This window comes from Oceanisphaera psychrotolerans, assembly GCF_001870485.1.
In the GTDB taxonomy this organism is placed as follows: domain Bacteria; phylum Pseudomonadota; class Gammaproteobacteria; order Enterobacterales; family Aeromonadaceae; genus Oceanimonas; species Oceanimonas psychrotolerans.
In genome coordinates, this window is the sequence record NZ_MDKE01000011.1 from 258,496 (window position 1) to 274,929 (window position 16,434).

Consider the following 16,434-nt stretch of genomic DNA (forward strand, 5'->3'; position numbering starts at 1 on the left):
CGAACTTACCCCATAAGGCCCTGCTGGTTTACGCCAGCAGCCTTTATGCATTTAGGAGACTCATCATGAAAACACGTTATGGTAATGCCTTCCGCCTGGCCGACACCAAGACCCTCACTCACGAGCAATGGCTCAAGATCCGCCAGTCCGGTATCGGCTCTTCCGACGCCGCCGTTGCACTGGGATTGTCTCGCTACAAAAGCCCGTTATCACTGTGGCTAGAGAAGACAGATCGGCGCCCTGCCACCGACCTGTCAGATAACGAAGCGGTATTCTGGGGGACAACCCTGGAGCCGGTACTGGCTTATGTATACGCCAAGCGGACGGGTTTAAAGGTACGCCGGGTCAATGCGGTACTCCAGCACGCCGAGCATCCCTTTATGCTCGCCAACCTGGATCGTGAAGTACTGGGTCATGCCGACGGCGTTGGCACCCTGGAGATAAAAACGGCTGGCTACCATTCAGCTCCGCAATGGGAGCAAGGTATTCCCCTGGCTTATCAATGTCAGGTGCTACATCAGCTGGCCGTAACCGGCCATGCCTGGGCCGATGTTGCAGTGTTAATCGCCGGTCAGGATTTTCGTATCTACCGGGTGAATCGAGACGATGACAAGATTGCCGACCTCATCCAACGAGAAGCCGCCTTCTGGCAACACGTTACCGAAGACATTCAACCCGATCCCGATGGCTCAGATGATGCCGCTCAGGCACTGCAATCCCTGTATCCACAGGATGACAGTCAAACCCTGGATCTGTCCGAGGCACCAGCGATGAACGAACTGTTCAATCATTTTCTCAATGCTCGCCAACAGAAAGAAGAAGCCGAAGCCCGTGAAGCTCAACTCAAACAACAACTCCAGGCCTCGCTAGGCACAGCCAGCGCAGCAGTCTTTCAGGAGGGCAAAATCAGCTGGAAGAAGAGCCGAGATCGCACCATGCCTGATATGGAAAAGCTCACCACCCATCACCCCGAATGGCTACAGCACTGCAGCAAAACCGTATCCGGTACCCGCCGCTTTATGGTGCAACTGCAAAGGAGCCCATCATGATCAAAGGACTCGCCATTACACCGCCTATTATCGGACGGATCAGCATAGGTAAGCTGGTCAACAAAAACGATAAATGGCTACCGGAAAAAGACGACAGCTTTACCCTGACCACTCAGATCCAGAACCGCAGTGGCTGGATGCTGCATCCCCTGCATCAGCGGTATTCCGAAGGCGCAGCAACGGCAAGATCCGCTCCATTCCGGTCAAAGTCTTGTTCAACGACAGTGACCTTAATCTACGCGCCGAATACAGCGCCTTTGATCGCAGCACAGGCCGCCCTATTTGTGTGGGTAACGGTGAAATGGCAAAACGAGTCGGTGAAGGAGGCATCGAAGAAGTGACGTGCCCCAGTCCCGAGCGATGCCGCTTTGCCTATGAACAAGGCTGCAAGCTGTATGGCCGTTTAAATGTTCAGATTGATGGTCAAAACGACGAGCTGGGTAGCTTCATCTTCCGTACCACCGGCTACAACTCGGTCCGTACTCTGGCTGCCAGGCTGCGCTATTTTGAAGCTGCCAGTGGAGGCCATACCCGGCACCTACCACTGCAATTACGGCTGCGAGCCAAGAGCACCACCCAGTCATATCGAACCCCGGTGTACTACGTCGATCTGACTTTGCGTGAGGAAGATACCCTGACAGAAGCAGTCCAAGCCGCCCACCTGGAAGCAGAGCGATATAACCAGGCCGGTGTCGACACGCTTAATCTGGAAAACATAGCACGCCAGCTGTTACAGAACGGGCAGTTTGAAGATGGCGAAGAAGAAGTCCCCTTGTTGCTGGAAGAGTTTTATCCAGAAACAGAGAGCGATACCTCCAGCAAATCCACTGACAAACCTCAACCACAGGAACTCGTCCGGGCTACCCGTCTGACCAATAAGCTGGGCACCGCTCAGTGAACCTAACCCACCCATTAATGCGCCGCCCTTGAGCGGCGTTTTTTATGCCTGGAGATCACCATGAATCAGAAGAAATTTATTGCTGGCGAACAACGCGGTACCTACCTGGCACCCGAACTGCTGACAGAAGCCGATATCCTAAACATGGCCCAAAAGCTGGCTCGTCGTCGGTTAGCCAAAGGTCGCGTCATAAACCAGCCAGAGCTTGCCTTCGAGTATCTGAAAACTCTACTGCAACACTACGAGCACGAAGTGTTCGGAGCCGTGTTTCTCGACAACCAGCATCGTATTTTGGGCTTTGAAGAGCTGTTCCGAGGCACCATCGATGCCGCCAGCGTCTATCCCCGTGAAGTGGTAAAGCGGGCTTTGGCCTACAACGCAGCCGCACTCATTCTGGTGCACAACCATCCGTCCGGAGATCCCGAGCCCAGCAAAGCTGATACCAGTATCACCCTTCGCCTGCGAGACGCACTCAACCTGGTTGATATTCGCGTCCTCGATCATGTGGTGGTCGGTATGGAAGGCTGTGTATCACTGGCCGCACGCGGCCTTATCTAATCAACACAAAACAGAAAGGAGTAAACATGCAGCAAGATAAAAATGAACTGGCCAACATCTACAGTGAACAAAGCTTCTGGGATAAAATTCGCTACAGCCTGAAAACGGCAGGCATCGAGGTTATTCGTAAATGCCTGTGGCTTTACTATGCAGCTCAGAAGCCAGAAACACCGCTATGGGCAAAGACCGTCGTCTACAGTGCTTTGGCTTACTTTATCCTACCTATTGATGCGATCCCAGACCTACTTCCGGGCATGGGCTACACCGACGATCTGATCGTACTGACTGCCGCTATCGTCTCGATTTCGTTGTATGTGGATGAAGAGGTAGAACAGCAAGCCGAACGCAAGCTGCGGAAGTACTTTGGGTAATGAAGAAATAAAAAGCGATTCGCCATCGCTTTTTTCTCCAAGTAACATCATCACCATCTAAATAACTACCATTCGGAACAGTTATTTAGTTACTGGCGCTACAAACCTAATTCTCATATATTAATAGGTCATCGAAAGCATCTGATACGCATCGATAACATCACGTTCCTATTTATAGTCGTCTCGTTTTCAGTGGAGCACACCTTCACCATAAAAGGCTTTGATGAAACAGTGGTTACCTTAGAGAAAAAGCGGCGCCCGCTATATCACCGTTGAGTGAGGTTTAGGAGTCAGTGTAGTAGTGGTGTAGTGGTGGTATATTGAAGAAAATCACAAAAAGGACAGATAATGGAGCTAACAGCAGAGTCCAGACAACAACACCTCGAGCAAGTTGCTGGTGAGACGATAACTCAGCTCGACGGTATCGCAGTTGCAGCCAAAGTCAAGCTGAGTAACGGCCAGGCATCCGGGGCAAACGCATTAGCGAATCTGAACTCTATGACGTCCAGCCCCGCTATCCACAGACTGGAAAATATCAGCAGTGCAAACCGAGAAAGCTATCAAATATTGGCGTCCGAGCCAGCTATTGCACGGGTAGTAGTGGTGGATGGGCAAGAAAATCTGCATACCTACTACATTTGCCGAACCACCCCGGTTACAGGCTTCCCCAGCCTTGCCAGCTATCGCGCCCCCATCGGTCGCTTGGCTTCCTTGGAAGTTGGAACTGAGTTTCTCCTACCTAACGGTACCCTTGTAGAAGTCTTTGAGCGAGCACAACTCAACCCCATTGAGTTAGCTGATGGTTGGGATTCTCGCAATACGATAGTGGAAACGGATGAATATGGCCTGCTCACCATAGAATCGTTGCGTGCATTACTGAGTGAAGTTGACGAAGACGTCGAAGACCTTTTGGATCAACTGCTGGCCGAAGAGTCTGCCAAAAACACGATCATCAATGGCATGCGCCGTAGCCTAATCACAAAAATGGGACTGCGCGATCAGCCTATTCTGGATCAATACCAAGATGAAATTTTTCGTCTCCCCCTTGATAAACGTTTGCTGCTCTTAGGCCCCCCCGGTACAGGAAAAACTACAACTCTGATCCGTAGGCTGGGCCAGAAGCTTGACACTGACTTTTTGGAGGAAGGTGAGCAAAGACTGATCGCAAACCTCAGAGCCGCTCAAGGAGTCACTCACACCAACAGCTGGTTGATGTTTACCCCCACCGAATTGCTCAAACAATATCTTAAAGAAGCATTTGCTCGCGAAAATGTCCCAGCGTCTGATCTGCGGATTAAAACGTGGCGGGATTACCGACGAGAACTGGCCAGGAGCACATTTGGAGTTCTCAAAACCGCTACCGGCAGTGGCACCTTTGTATTGAAGGAAAACCTGCCAAGTTTGAGCCAGGAAGCACTGAACAGCCCTATTCAGTGGTTCGAAGATTTCAACAAATGGCAGTACAACGCCTATTTACAAGAGCTGCGTGCGGCCGCCGACATGCTCAGTAAAGTGGTCGACCCAACAACCAAAAAACTGGGCCAAGCGCTGCAAAGTATACTGACACAGACGGGGAGCGACGCCTTGACATCCATGTTCGGAGCTCTGGCAACCGAACTACCCAAGGTGCAAGACCTCGTTAATAGCTTAAAGGAAGTCTCCGACAGAAAGATAAAAGCCGCACTCAACCTGCAACTCAACCGAAACCGAGCATTCCTCGATGAATTAGCGCACTTTATAGATGGCCTCCAACAAACTCAGGGACCGGACACCGATGAGCAGGACGATCTTGATACCGATGAAGAAGATGCCACTACGCCGCGTACCGCCCGCGCCACCGCATTAAACGCCTACATGCAAGCGGTACGCAATCAAGCTCGCGCAGTTACTTCCAAGCGAACAGTCAGCAAAACATCCCGCACTGGCAAAATCATCGAGTGGCTTGGTGAACGAGGCCTTACAGAGGCAGATCGCGCCGAGGTAGGAGCCAATCTCCTGATTCAGACCAACATGCGCCGTTTTGTTAATCCGCTCAAGCGCTACCTGGGAGGCCTCCCAAAACGCTATCAGACCTTTAGACGCGAACGTCAGCAGACAGATAGCTGGTATAACAAAGAAGGTGTCGAAAACCGAGATATTCACCCACTTGAACTCGATATTGTGCTTCTCGCTATTTTACGCTCAGCGGGCGAACTGCTGAGCCGTCCTAGCATTCTGCGTGATATCGATAACCCCACCTGGTCATCACTACAGCCTGTTTTGAGCCATTACTGCAATCAGGTCCTGGTGGATGAAGCAACGGATTTCTCCCCGATTCAACTTGCCTGCATGGCCGCGCTGACCCACCCACGGTTGCGCTCATTCTTTGCCTGTGGCGACTTTAACCAACGTCTAACCACCTGGGGAGCACGCTCCGCCGATGACATGAAATGGGTCTTTTCCGACTTCGACATCAGGGAAATTACCGTCTCTTATCGTCAAAGCAAACAACTGAACGATTTGGCTCGCGCCATGATTCAAGCCGTAGGCGGCACCGAACAAAACGTCACTCTTCCCACCCATGTGGACAGTTCCGGCGTTGCCCCCGCTTTGCTGGAGAACGCCATCAATACAGAAACGGTTGTCAGTTGGTTAGCTAATCGCATTCTCGAGATCGAACGCTTCGTTGGCCAATTGCCATCCACCGCCATCTTTGTAAATGCCGAAGACGACGTTGCGCCAGTAGCTGAAGCATTAAATGCCGCGCTGGTCGAGCACAATATCCAGGCTATTGCCTGCCGAGAAGGGCAGGCCGTAGGCCAAGAGAACAATGTGCGCGTGTTCGATATTCAGTACATTAAAGGCCTGGAGTTTGAAACGGTATTTTTTGTAGGCATTGACCAACTTGTGGCAAAACAACCGACACTGTTTGACAAATACCTGTACGTAGGCGCAACCCGAGCCGCCACTTATCTCGGCATCACCTGCGAAGGCGCCTTGCCTAACGCAATCGAGAGTCTGCGTCCCCACTTTAGCCAGGGCTGGCACTCTCCTAGCACACAGAAATAGTTATCGACTTAAATATTTTTAATCAGGTAATTTACACATAAATAGAGTCCAGCAGGGAGTACTCCCTGCTGGACTCTATAAAAATCAATTTGATTCAATCATCAACTTAGCCCCCGGCAACACCTTTAATTTCTTTTCAATTTGCTGTTCAAGCCTTTCATTGGCCAAAAGCTCATCTTTTAAAACCATGAGAACGTCATACACTCCATCAAAATCATCGCGCTCGGTGATTCGCTTTATAGCTCCTGAAAACAGTTTGTTTGATGCATCACCATTCTCTTTAAGTAAGCGACGTTCTACTCTTAGCTTCATGTCACAGGGGTAGTAATCTTGTAGAGGGTTAGCATCCTTTTCCACACCAACGGTTTGAGTAAGCTCTCTGACTAGCTCTTCCTCTTTAAATTCAGAAACATAACCATCCTTACAGATTGAGTCATAAAAAACATTCAACTCACTGATGGTGCTGGATAAACTTTTTATCTGATGAAGAAGGTAGCCGGGGAAGCGAATTTCATTTCTCTTTTGCAAGTATTTCCCAACAGAAATCACGTCATACTGCAATGCGTGAGATATATTTCTATCAATCCCAACCCGGGTCCGGTGGCTATCAATAAAGTAGTTTATAGAGTTAGAAAGAAAGAGTATTTCATTCTGACCTTTCACAACCTCAAAACCTTCGGAAATTTTCTTCTCTATAGACATAGCTTGGTTTTTATCAAAGGTGCTTGGCAAGCTCAGGCCACGTTCCACCACATCCAGATTTTTAGAAAGCTTGATCGACTTCACATCACCAAAGAGTTCTTTACCTACATTTGTAGACAAAAAATCAACCGTTACCTTGGATACTCCTTCAACATAAGGAAGAGACACCTGTATAGCTCTCTTTCCTTTCTCCATTATTTTTTTACCAAAATCTGTTTTACTGGCTTCTTCAAGAAGCTGCATCACGGTTGGAAACAAATGCACCATTGCTGGATTCATAGCTTTCACCTTATAGAAAAATTAAGCCTCACCGTCACTTATCATTTTTACATTTTTTTAAAAAGGTTGGCGAGGCAATTCTTTAGTTCACAAATTCAAACTCTTGCTTCAATCCAGCAATAGTTCGACCCAGCTCAATATCACTGTGCGGGATCAACACATAATGCCAGGTTTTGCCTTCATGTTGCTTGGCATGTTCGTTGGCGTAGTGACACCAGCGCACGGCGGCACGGGCCTTGGCTTGTACTTCCGGTGAGTCAACTTCGGTTGCCTTTTTGGGCTCCATCAGCAGATAGGCGTCTTTAGTCTCAACCACAAAATCGGGCTCGTAGTTCTGACCGTTGGCATACTCGATTTTGAACTGGCCCGGTGCCGGCTTCATCCACTTGAGCACCGAAGGGTCGTCTTCCAGAATTTGCGCCAGACGCCATTCCCCATCTACGGAGTCAAACTTCTGGTAGGGGTAGCAGCACTTGGCAAAACCATTAAACAGCATTTGCCGTACTTTACTTTTTTCACCCGGCTGAATGGGAGAGCGGAAATGACGAGGCAGCTCTTCTCTGGCATAGTTGAAGGTCGCTGGCCGTAAAATATCGAACCCCTGAGTGATTCTGCCGATGTAATCGGTGGGCGTCGTCCACATGTTGGCTCGCAGCTGTGCCCAGATAAAATCGGCCAACTGTCGGCCCTGGGTCTTCAGCAGGCTCTCTGCGTCTTCTTCACTCAAGTAACCATGCAAATGCGCCACCATTTGCCCGGCCAGTTTGTACAAGGCTTCGGCATGTTGGTCGTAATCAATTTCATCGTGATCAATCAAGGAGCGAACCAGATAATCCTCTGGTCGAGCTTCGGCTTCCCCACCCTCTTCCCAGCTGATACTACTGGTGCGGTTGTCTTCCAGGTGCTGTAGCAACATCTCTTTGCTGCCTGGCTTCAGAGCAATACGCTCAAGACCTGATAAATCAAAGTCAGTAAAGCCATAGTTCACTTCACGAGTAGGCAGAATCACAATCTGGGGTATATCTATGGTGTGCTCTACCAGTTTCTCGGTAATAGCTACAACCAGATCGTTGATGGCGCAGTCATCCATTCGAGGTAAAGGCAACTGCTCGCTAGCGGTGTCTTCCCCTGAATTCTCATTTTTTTGTAGCTGAGGCGACACCGGCGGTACCCATTCGCGCATGGCCTGTTGCACTCGCTTGGTCACCGCTTCTTTCACCTCGGCACTGTTCAGCTCTTTACTGCTGGTCAGCCGCTTCGCCTCTTCACTGACAATCTTGAAGGTCAGCTCCGCTGCCTTGCGCTCTGACTCCGTATTAAGCAGCGAAGGCAAAGCGGGCTTTTCGGCTGCTACATTATCGCCATAACCTGCTGGGGGCTTTTCATGAATCTCTCTACCGTCCAGTTCTGTAGGCCGACGTCCCAACAGGATTTCCACCATGGAAGGCACAACCATGGTCTGCGGCTTCTTTTCGGGAATACCATTTTCATCATCTTCGGCACCGATATAGAGCGTCTTTTTAATGACGGACTCCTTGTCATTGGCCCGGTCGATAATCTCCTGAAAACGGTCATGGGCGATAATCGTCAGCCGATCGACCGCCTCTACACCGGTGCGCTTGCCATAAGGTAGGCGAAGACCACGACCTATGGTTTGCTCGGTCAGGATCTCCGAGGCAGAGGCCCGCAGTGGCACTATGGTGTACAGGTTAGTGACGTCCCAGCCTTCTTTCAGCTTGTTGACGTGAATAACTATCTCGGTGTCTTTATCGTGCTCTACCGCCAACAGTCGTTGGGTGGTTTCCTCTGATTCTTCCCCGGTCTGGTTGGAATGAACGGTGATCACCTTGCCCTTGTAGGCTCCCTCGAAGAAGGTGTCATCTTCCATCCTGCTCTTAAGCTCATCGGCATGGAGTGTGTCCTGGGCAACCACCAGCATAAAAGGCTTAACCGAGGGTCTACCGGTGTTATTGGCATAACTGGCCAGCTCGGTTTTCACGTATTCGTGATGATGAATACCGTCTTCCAGCTTGATGCGTTCCAGCTGTTCCTGATTATAACTGGCCGCTCTAAAGTCTTTACGGGTGGCCACCGCTGGTATCTTCACGTAGCCGTCGTTCAAAGCGCTGGCGAGCGGGTAGTGATAGATGATGTTTCTGAAGTCCCTGGGGTTGGCACCCACTGTCTTGGGGGTGGCAGTCAGTTCGATGCCTAACACCGGTTTAAGATCGTTCAGGGCCTTGGCCCCGGCGCTGGCATAGTAACGGTGGGCCTCGTCCATCAGCACCACCAGATCCGGCAGCTCGGCCAGGTAGCTGAAATAAGAGTCGCCGATGTATTCCTGAATACGGCGGATCTTGGCGGTCTTGGACTTATCCGCTCCCTTTTTGTTGTCCAGTGCATTGATCTTGGACACGTTAAAAATGTTGATATGGGGGGCCGTTTCGGTAGCGAACAAGTCACCGGTCATTCGTTCGGTTACCGCATAGTCCAGGCGCACGCCGCGCCCTTCCTGATAGTCATCACCGGTCACCAACACAGGCGGCGTCTGGGACAGCTCGGGAATACCCTGAAACACATACTTGGGCGAGCCCGGCAGAAAGTCCTGTTTCAGCTTTTCGTAGATGGTCAAGTTCGGCGCCAGCACAAAGAAATGACGACTACGGCCGGTAAGGTACAGCCAGGCGATCATGGCCCCCATCAGCCGGGTTTTGCCCACCCCGGTCGCCAGGGCAAAACACAGGGACGGGAAGCTACGCTCAAAGCCTTTGACGGTGGGGTGTTCTTCCTTGATGACCTTCAGCCAGTGATTAAGATCCGGGTCTTTATCGAGCTGGAGTTGCTCCAGTACCCGGCAAAGGATCTGCAGAGATTTATCCTGGGGCTTGCGCAGCGACAACCTAGCGCTAATCTGGTTAGCCGTTTTTATATCCGTGCTCATGAGTTATCCCTATTATTCTTCTTCGGCGCTTGTAGTTGCTTGTTCAACTGTTTCTTGTTCGGCTGGCTCTTCCGGCAGCACGTTGAGGGTAAAGCTGTAATCGTCGTGATCCCACTCGCACTTGTTGAGGATGGCACGAGGGATTTTCTGCAGGGTCAGGTTGGCAAACTCTACGCCGTCGGTCATAAAGGCCTTGCAGCAGATCAGCAAGGTACGCTCTGAACCCACTTCTTCGCTGATGCGCTTGAGCTGGTCGTAGGCCAGGGAGCCGGTGGTGACATAGATGTAGTCGGTCTCGGTGCTGTAGCCATGGTTCCAGAACTGGGTCTGGCTGGGCGCATAGGTAAAGCCCATGTGCTTGCACATGGCCTCGGCCATCATCTCGCCGTTGTATTCCTTGTTGATTATCCAGTTGCCCCAGGCATCTTTTTTCAGCAGAGAAGGCGCCAGGTTCAAGTAACGAAAACCACCACCGCCCTGCCAGTTGACGGCCTTGGAGACCCCTCCCTGATCTTCACCATCAATCACCTTTTTCAGGCGCGGAACAATATAATGTTCTGACTGCTCCCCGAGTTCCACCATGATCCAACGTCTCCCCATTTTGTGGGCGACGGCACCGGTTGTTCCAGAACCCGCAAAGGAGTCAAGAACCAGATCACCAGGGTTGGTTGCAATATGGATGATCCTTTCAAGCAACTGCTCTGGTTTTGGAGTAGAAAATGGTTCAATATCAGGAAGTAACTTTCTTAAATGATCACGCCTTGCTGATTGATTTGAGCCAGTTTCAGATGAAGGCCACCATGTTTTAGGAACCATCCCTCCTTGTACTTCAGAAATATATTTTTTTATTACAGGTAGGCTGTCCCCCTTCTTACCGAAGTAAACTCGATCTTCCTGAAGGGCTTGCTCAAATGTCGATTTACTAAAACGCCAAAAGTTACCACTTGGTGGCGTTACGACTCGCCCTGATGGGAGAGTAATTTCATAACGTAAAGCATCATTGCCGCTCTTTGCTGTACCATCAGCACCTTGACGCCATGGACCTCGAGGATCATTATCTGGGTTTTTGTAACGTTTCAATTGCTCCTCTCCATGAGGGAGTAAGTTTCTAACTTTTTTCCACCCAGAAGAAGCTTTAGCATAGAGAAAAATATAATCATGAGATGTGGAAATAGTTGTATCATTTTTTCGACCAGCATCTTTTTCCCAAATAATGGTCGATATAAAATTAGATCGGCCAAAAACCTCGTCGCAAAGCACTTTCAAATAGTGAGCTTCGTTATCATCAATCGTTATCCATATTGAGCCATCATCGCTCATCAAAGTCCGGAGTAACTCTAGACGAACACGCATCATGGAAAGCCACATCGAGTGCTCCAAGCCATCGTCATAGTGCGTAAAGGCGCTGCCGGTGTTGTACGGCGGGTCGATAAAGACACACTTCACTTTACCCGCATACTGCTGTTCCAGCGCTTTCAGTGCCAGCAGGTTATCGCCGTGGATCAACAGGTTGTCATGGAAGGCCTTGGGCTGCTGATCATCACCGGCGAAGAGCGCTTCGGCGGCCTGGTTCTCTGGTGCTGCCTGGTAGGACAGGCTCTTGTCTTCCAGAAAAATACGGGGTTCCAGGCGCGGACGCTTGTCTTTACCAATCCAGATTAGTTCCAGTTTTTGCTTTTTAATGCTCATAGTTGTTCCGGTAAACCTTAGTGAGCGAGCGCCTGCAGGCGCTCAATCCAGTCGTTAAAATGGGGGCATTGAGCCCGGATGATATCCAGGCCTATATCTTCAGCAATCAGCGGCCCGTGCAGGGTTTTACGGTATTCCGGCACCAGTGCCAGAATCCGTTTTGACGGTGCCGTTTGTGGGCTGTTGTTGATCAGTTCAGGGCTGTCGAAGCTGGCCTTTATCGCTTCCAGCCTAGCCACCGGCGCATCATCGTCCAGCCAATCAGCAAACTTTTTAGGCTCGCAAAACAGCAAGGCCTCGAACTCGTGTAACAGAAAATTCGGGATAAAGTTGGACTCATTAATGTCTGCAGCAAAGGCCGCTTCCAGTGCCGAGACTCTGAGCTGAGCATCTTGCTCCTGGCTATCCAATCCAGGGAAGTCGGTCGGCAAGCCATAGTAATCGATCAGGGTAGTAACAAAGGCTCCTTTATCTTGCCTGCACAACCGAGTGACCTGATGCTTGACCTTGCCATAGCTCACGATGCCACCTCTGTGGCCCGTGCTGGTTTGCGCCAGAATGGCATTGAGATAGATGCCCTGATTGGCAAAATAAGGCAGTAACAGGTCGCGTACGAAAGTTTCTTCCGTTTGCCCTTCCACGAATACATTCACCCGGATCATCGTTGTGGTCTCCCGCCCAGCAGGTTTTTCTTCCACAGTTCGCCCAGGCTGTAGTCTTGCAGCCATTCCTTGAAGCTGTCTGTCTCCAATCGCTTGAAGGTGGAAGCGCCCTGCTGTTTGTCGACCACTATCAAGTCTTCGGCATCAAACTGGTTAACCAGCTCCACCGATTGGGTAGAGACGATCAGCTGATGCTCACTGCTGGCGCTTTTGATCAACTCCGCCAGCACGTTGATGGCGTAGGGGTGCAGTCCAAGTTCGGGCTCATCGACGATGATAGAGCTGGGCATAAACTCTTCCGGCTGCAATAACACCGTTGCCAGAAGAATAAAGCGCAGGGTGCCGTCGGAAAGCTCACTGGCCTTGAAGGGGATGTCCTGCTCTTTCTCCGTCCATTCAAGCTGTATGCTGTCCGGGTTATCCGGCGTCGGCCGCAGGTAGAAGCCACCGAAGAAAGGCGCCACCATCTGGATGGTTCTGACGATACGTTTGTAGTGACTGGGGTGGTTTTTTTGCAGCCGAAACAAAAACGCCGCCAGGTTGGCACCGTCTTCGCGCAGGAAATCGTTATCGCTGATGCGGTGGATCTGCTTGACCCTAGCGCTGCTACTGGTGTCGTGGAAGTGATAGACACGCCAGCGACGCATGTAAGGCAACGTATACTGCTTTATTTGAGACTTGTGGCTATCTGCCACTGATTCAAAATGACCGGAATAGTTACCGAAGTCTCCGCCCATGTTCCAAAAAAGAGACTCGTTCTGAAACATCATTCGGTTATCGTTGGTTGGCTCCAGGGCAAACTTGTAACCGTTATTACCGAAGAACAGCTCGCCTTTTAGTAGCTCCGTTTTCTTCCGGCCAAAATGCAGCAAGGCATCAGGTCCCCCCGCTCTGCCAACCTGCGATTGCAACCGATGATCGAGTACGGTGGCGATCAGTCGGAAAAAACTGATGAAGTTGGATTTACCGGCACCATTGGCGCCAATGAGCACATTCAGACACCCCATTTGTAAGTCGCACTTGCCGATAGACTTGTAGCCTTCGATCACGATATGGCTGAGTTGATCGCTGCCTGTGACCTTTTTCATGCTGTAACCTCTTGTGCTGATGCCACCAACTGCCAGTGAATGGAGAATAACACCTCCATACGAGTCTCTGTAGCCAGGCGCTCTTCTATTTCTTCCAACAGGCGGTCTTCTTCCTGCTCGATCTTTTTCTTTTCCTGGTGGTAGCTGAGCATCACGTTGTCCCGTTCACGCTCCAGCAGCTTGAGCTGTTTTTTGGCCGTCATTTTTTCCTGCAATGAGCTCAGGTTCCGTGCTGCCTTACGGGCTTCTTTTATCTCTTGATCCAGCTGCTTGATGCGGATATCCAGCGCCACGCGCTTGTCTTCCGCCCAGCGTTCGAGTTTGTCCACCGCTTCGCTGTAGTAAAGTTCGTTATCCTGCTCGATCTGTGCCTTGAAAGCCGCTAATTGCCCCGTTACTTGCCCTTCAAGTTGCTGATCATCAAACGACGTTATCGTGCCGGGCGTGCCATTCAATGGCAACTGCAGCAGCCTTTCTACCGTCTCGAAGTGAATGGGGTTGCCATTTTGATCTATTGCCGCCAGCAGCAGATGTTCACGGCGCTGGGCGCTGGCACTCACGATGACCTTAACGACTTTTAACAGGCCCTGCTGACCTATCAGGTTTTTCACATCCACCCACTGCCCCTGCTCGGGCTGGTAGCTAAAGATCAGTTTGGCGGCGGGCAACGGTTGCTGCTTGGCTTGCTCAATGAGAGCTGCACCCATGCCGTCATGAGGGCGAAGGAAATAGCCATCCTGCGTCTCAGCCGTTTGCCAGTTGAGGTTGTATGCTTTCCCCTGCCAGATGAAAGCATCCTCACCTTCCTGATAACTGCCGTCATCCTGCTGCGACAGCGCCATTCTGGCCAGCAACAGCAGCCGCTGCTGATAGCTGCTTAACTGACGACTCGTCTTGCTCCGGCGCAGATTCAGGCGGCTGATTACATCGGCGTCGAAGTTCTCCAGCAGAGATCGCCTGGTATCATTGTTTTTGATATCGAGTCGCTCCTTAAGCTCTTCCTGCAAGGCGTTAAATTCGTCTTCTATTTGTTCATCACTGCGACAACGCTGATAAATATCGTGTATGCGTCGTTCGATATCGACACCCGATTCGATAGAACCAAGTACTTCATCTGAGGCGCCGAAGACCCCTTCAAAGAGCTGAAACTTCTGGCTTAGCAACTCAAACACACGCTCGTCGGCTCGGTTGCCCTTGTTGATGAAGTTAACCACCACCACGTCGTGCTTTTGACCGTAACGATGCACACGGCCGATACGTTGCTCTACTCGCTGCGGGTTCCAGGGCAGATCGTAGTTAATCAACAGGGAGCAGAACTGCAGGTTAATCCCCTCGGCGCCCGCTTCCGTGGAGATCATCAAGGTGGCATTTTCACGAAACTTATCAACCAGAGCTGCCTTCATATCGGCAGTTTTGGAACCAGAGGCACGGCTCGATCCCTGATGACGCTCCAGCCACTCTTTATAGATGGCTTTAGACTCCGGATCGTTATTGCTGCCGTTGAGCATGACTATCTGGCCATTATACCCCTCGCTGGCCAACACCTGGGCCAACCAAGTTTGAGTTCGTACCGATTCGGTAAAAATGACGGCCTTGCGGGCACCACCAAGATCCGCTGTTTTCTCGAATGCCCGTTCCAGCACTCGAAGCAAGGCTTGTGCCTTGGCGTTTTGTGAAATATTACCCGCCAAGGCTTTGAAGTCTTTTAACTGGTCTATCTCTGCTTGCAGGGCTTCGGGATCAATCAGATCCTCGTCTGAGTATCCTTCTTCATCCTGATAATCTTCCAGGTTTTCATAATCCTGCAATGCCTCGACCAGAGGTTGTTTTTGTTCCAGCCGGTTGATCATGGTCTCCAGGGTACCCTGAATGGCGTAGGAGGATGATGCCAGTATCTTGCGGATAACCAGGGTGACCAGATGACGTGCGCCACTCTTTATGGCTAGCAGCTCTTCCTGCTGCAGGTACTCGGATACCTGACGATACAGTTGATCTTCTATTTCGGTAGGACGGAAATCCTCTGTCATTGAATAGCGACGAGTAAAGCTGATCCCCCCCTCCTCTTGCACCTGACGCCTGAGGGTGCGGTTGCACACCTTGCTTAAGCGGGTACGCAACAAGACCAGTTCCATCTCATCCAGATTATGCTTCGAGTAACGCGCCTTAAAGGCAGCCAGATCGCCAAAGAAGTGAGGATCAATCACGGACACCAGTCCGTACAGCTCTAACAGGCTGTTTTGCAGTGGGGTAGCTGAAAGCAGCACCTTCTTGCAGCCAGCCAGCGCCGATTCCAGTTTTTTAGCTGTTTTGGCCCCTTCGTTTTTGTAAATATTTCTCAATTTATGGGCTTCATCCAGCACCACCAAATCCCAAGGCACCCTAGCAATATCCAGTTCTTTGCGGGCAGCAAACTCATAAGAGCAGATGCATACCGCTGGCTGGCCCTTGCTCAGTTCAATATCGAAGGGATTAGTATGCCCGGCTTTTTTTTGCCTCATTGAAGCTCTTGGCTTCCAAAATCACCGAGGGCAGTGAGAACTTTTCTTCCAGCTCCTGGCTCCACTGCTTACGTAATGTTGCAGGAACAATCAGCAGCAGCTTACGGCGTCTTTCGGCCCACTTTTGAGCCAGCACCAGGCTGGCTTCAATGGTCTTGCCCAGCCCCACCTCGTCGGCCAGGATCACGCCACTGGAAAGCGGCGAAGCCAGGGCAAACATGGCAGCCTCAATCTGATGAGGGTTCATGTCTACCTTGGCACCCGCCATGGTCTGAGCCATGGAGTCTTCCGCCTTGCCTTCCAGCGTTAGCCAGTGAGCCAACCAGGCTTGTTGATGAGCTGAATAACGCATCATTTCTGCTCTTCCTTCATCACTGATGGTGTTTCTGTACTGATGGGGTCCAGCCGGCTTCCTTCATGCCTGGACAGGAACTCGCCCACCGCCTGACGAATTACCCGAGAGATGGATAAGTCACTGACCTCGGCCAAGTGGCAAAGCGATTCGTATTGTTCCTTGGATAAGGAAACCGTGGTTCTAACAGACTTCATGAGCAACCAAACAGGATAACGAGACAGGATGTGCATCACTTTACATCTTTCCGATGCATTCAGCCACTGAGCGACCATGCACACATCAGCAGTTTTGTGCAG

12 protein-coding genes and 1 pseudogene are annotated in these 16,434 nt (G+C 50.8%); 5 read left to right on the forward strand and 8 right to left on the reverse strand.

The features are described from left to right. Positions 1-65 precede the first annotated feature (65 nt). The 5 genes and pseudogenes from BFR47_RS05375 to BFR47_RS05395 all read left to right on the forward strand — a co-directional run bounded on the left by BFR47_RS05375 (position 66) and on the right by BFR47_RS05395 (position 5,924). A complete protein-coding gene (locus BFR47_RS05375) occupies positions 66-1,049 on the forward strand; it encodes a YqaJ viral recombinase family nuclease (protein ID WP_071472107.1) in 984 nt (327 codons plus the stop codon). After that, positions 1,046-2,011 (forward strand): annotated as a pseudogene (locus tag BFR47_RS05380) (recombination directionality factor). The gene BFR47_RS05375 and the pseudogene BFR47_RS05380 overlap by 4 nt, the downstream one beginning before the upstream one ends. Then, a complete protein-coding gene (gene radC / locus BFR47_RS05385; RefSeq protein WP_071472108.1) occupies positions 2,008-2,505 on the forward strand; it encodes a RadC family protein in 498 nt (165 codons plus the stop codon). Before BFR47_RS05380 ends, radC begins: the two are co-directional and overlap by 4 nt. A 26-nt stretch (positions 2,506-2,531) precedes the next feature. After that, on the forward strand, positions 2,532-2,876 hold the full coding sequence (locus BFR47_RS05390) for a YkvA family protein (RefSeq protein ID WP_071472109.1): 345 nt from the start codon (positions 2,532-2,534) through the stop codon (positions 2,874-2,876). Between the two features lie 348 nt (positions 2,877-3,224). Further along, entirely contained in the window at positions 3,225-5,924 is a 2,700-nt protein-coding gene (locus BFR47_RS05395) for an ATP-binding domain-containing protein (RefSeq protein ID WP_071472110.1), read from the forward strand. An 84-nt stretch (positions 5,925-6,008) separates the two neighbouring features. Here the strand turns inward: BFR47_RS05395 and BFR47_RS05400 are convergent, their stop codons facing one another. The 8 genes from BFR47_RS05400 to BFR47_RS19415 all read right to left on the reverse strand — a co-directional run bounded on the left by BFR47_RS05400 (position 6,009) and on the right by BFR47_RS19415 (position 16,410). Next, on the reverse strand, positions 6,009-6,905 hold the full coding sequence (locus tag BFR47_RS05400; RefSeq protein WP_071472111.1) for a hypothetical protein: 897 nt from the start codon (positions 6,903-6,905) through the stop codon (positions 6,009-6,011). Positions 6,906-6,987: 82 nt separating this feature from the next. Beyond that, positions 6,988-9,846 (reverse strand): DEAD/DEAH box helicase, encoded by a 2,859-nt coding sequence (locus BFR47_RS05405; RefSeq protein ID WP_071472112.1) that lies wholly within the window; start codon positions 9,844-9,846, stop codon positions 6,988-6,990. Positions 9,847-9,858: 12 nt separating this feature from the next. Next, complete coding sequence (locus BFR47_RS05410; protein ID WP_071472113.1) at positions 9,859-11,535, reverse strand: site-specific DNA-methyltransferase; 1,677 nt, start codon at positions 11,533-11,535, stop codon at positions 9,859-9,861. A 17-nt stretch (positions 11,536-11,552) separates the two neighbouring features. Next, complete coding sequence (locus BFR47_RS05415; RefSeq protein WP_071472114.1) at positions 11,553-12,197, reverse strand: DUF4276 family protein; 645 nt, start codon at positions 12,195-12,197, stop codon at positions 11,553-11,555. After that, positions 12,194-13,285, reverse strand: coding sequence for an AAA family ATPase (locus BFR47_RS05420; RefSeq protein WP_071472115.1), 1,092 nt, complete (start codon positions 13,283-13,285; stop codon positions 12,194-12,196). The genes BFR47_RS05415 and BFR47_RS05420 overlap by 4 nt, the downstream gene beginning before the upstream one ends. Further along, entirely contained in the window at positions 13,282-15,783 is a 2,502-nt protein-coding gene (locus BFR47_RS19065) for an SNF2-related protein (RefSeq protein WP_217645456.1), read from the reverse strand. The genes BFR47_RS05420 and BFR47_RS19065 overlap by 4 nt, the downstream gene beginning before the upstream one ends. Further along, a complete protein-coding gene (locus tag BFR47_RS19070) occupies positions 15,755-16,138 on the reverse strand; it encodes an SNF2-related protein (protein WP_071472116.1) in 384 nt (127 codons plus the stop codon). The genes BFR47_RS19065 and BFR47_RS19070 overlap by 29 nt, the downstream gene beginning before the upstream one ends. Next, complete coding sequence (locus BFR47_RS19415; RefSeq protein WP_083399021.1) at positions 16,135-16,410, reverse strand: ribbon-helix-helix domain-containing protein; 276 nt, start codon at positions 16,408-16,410, stop codon at positions 16,135-16,137. Before BFR47_RS19415 ends, BFR47_RS19070 begins: the two co-directional genes overlap by 4 nt. Positions 16,411-16,434 lie beyond the last annotated feature (24 nt).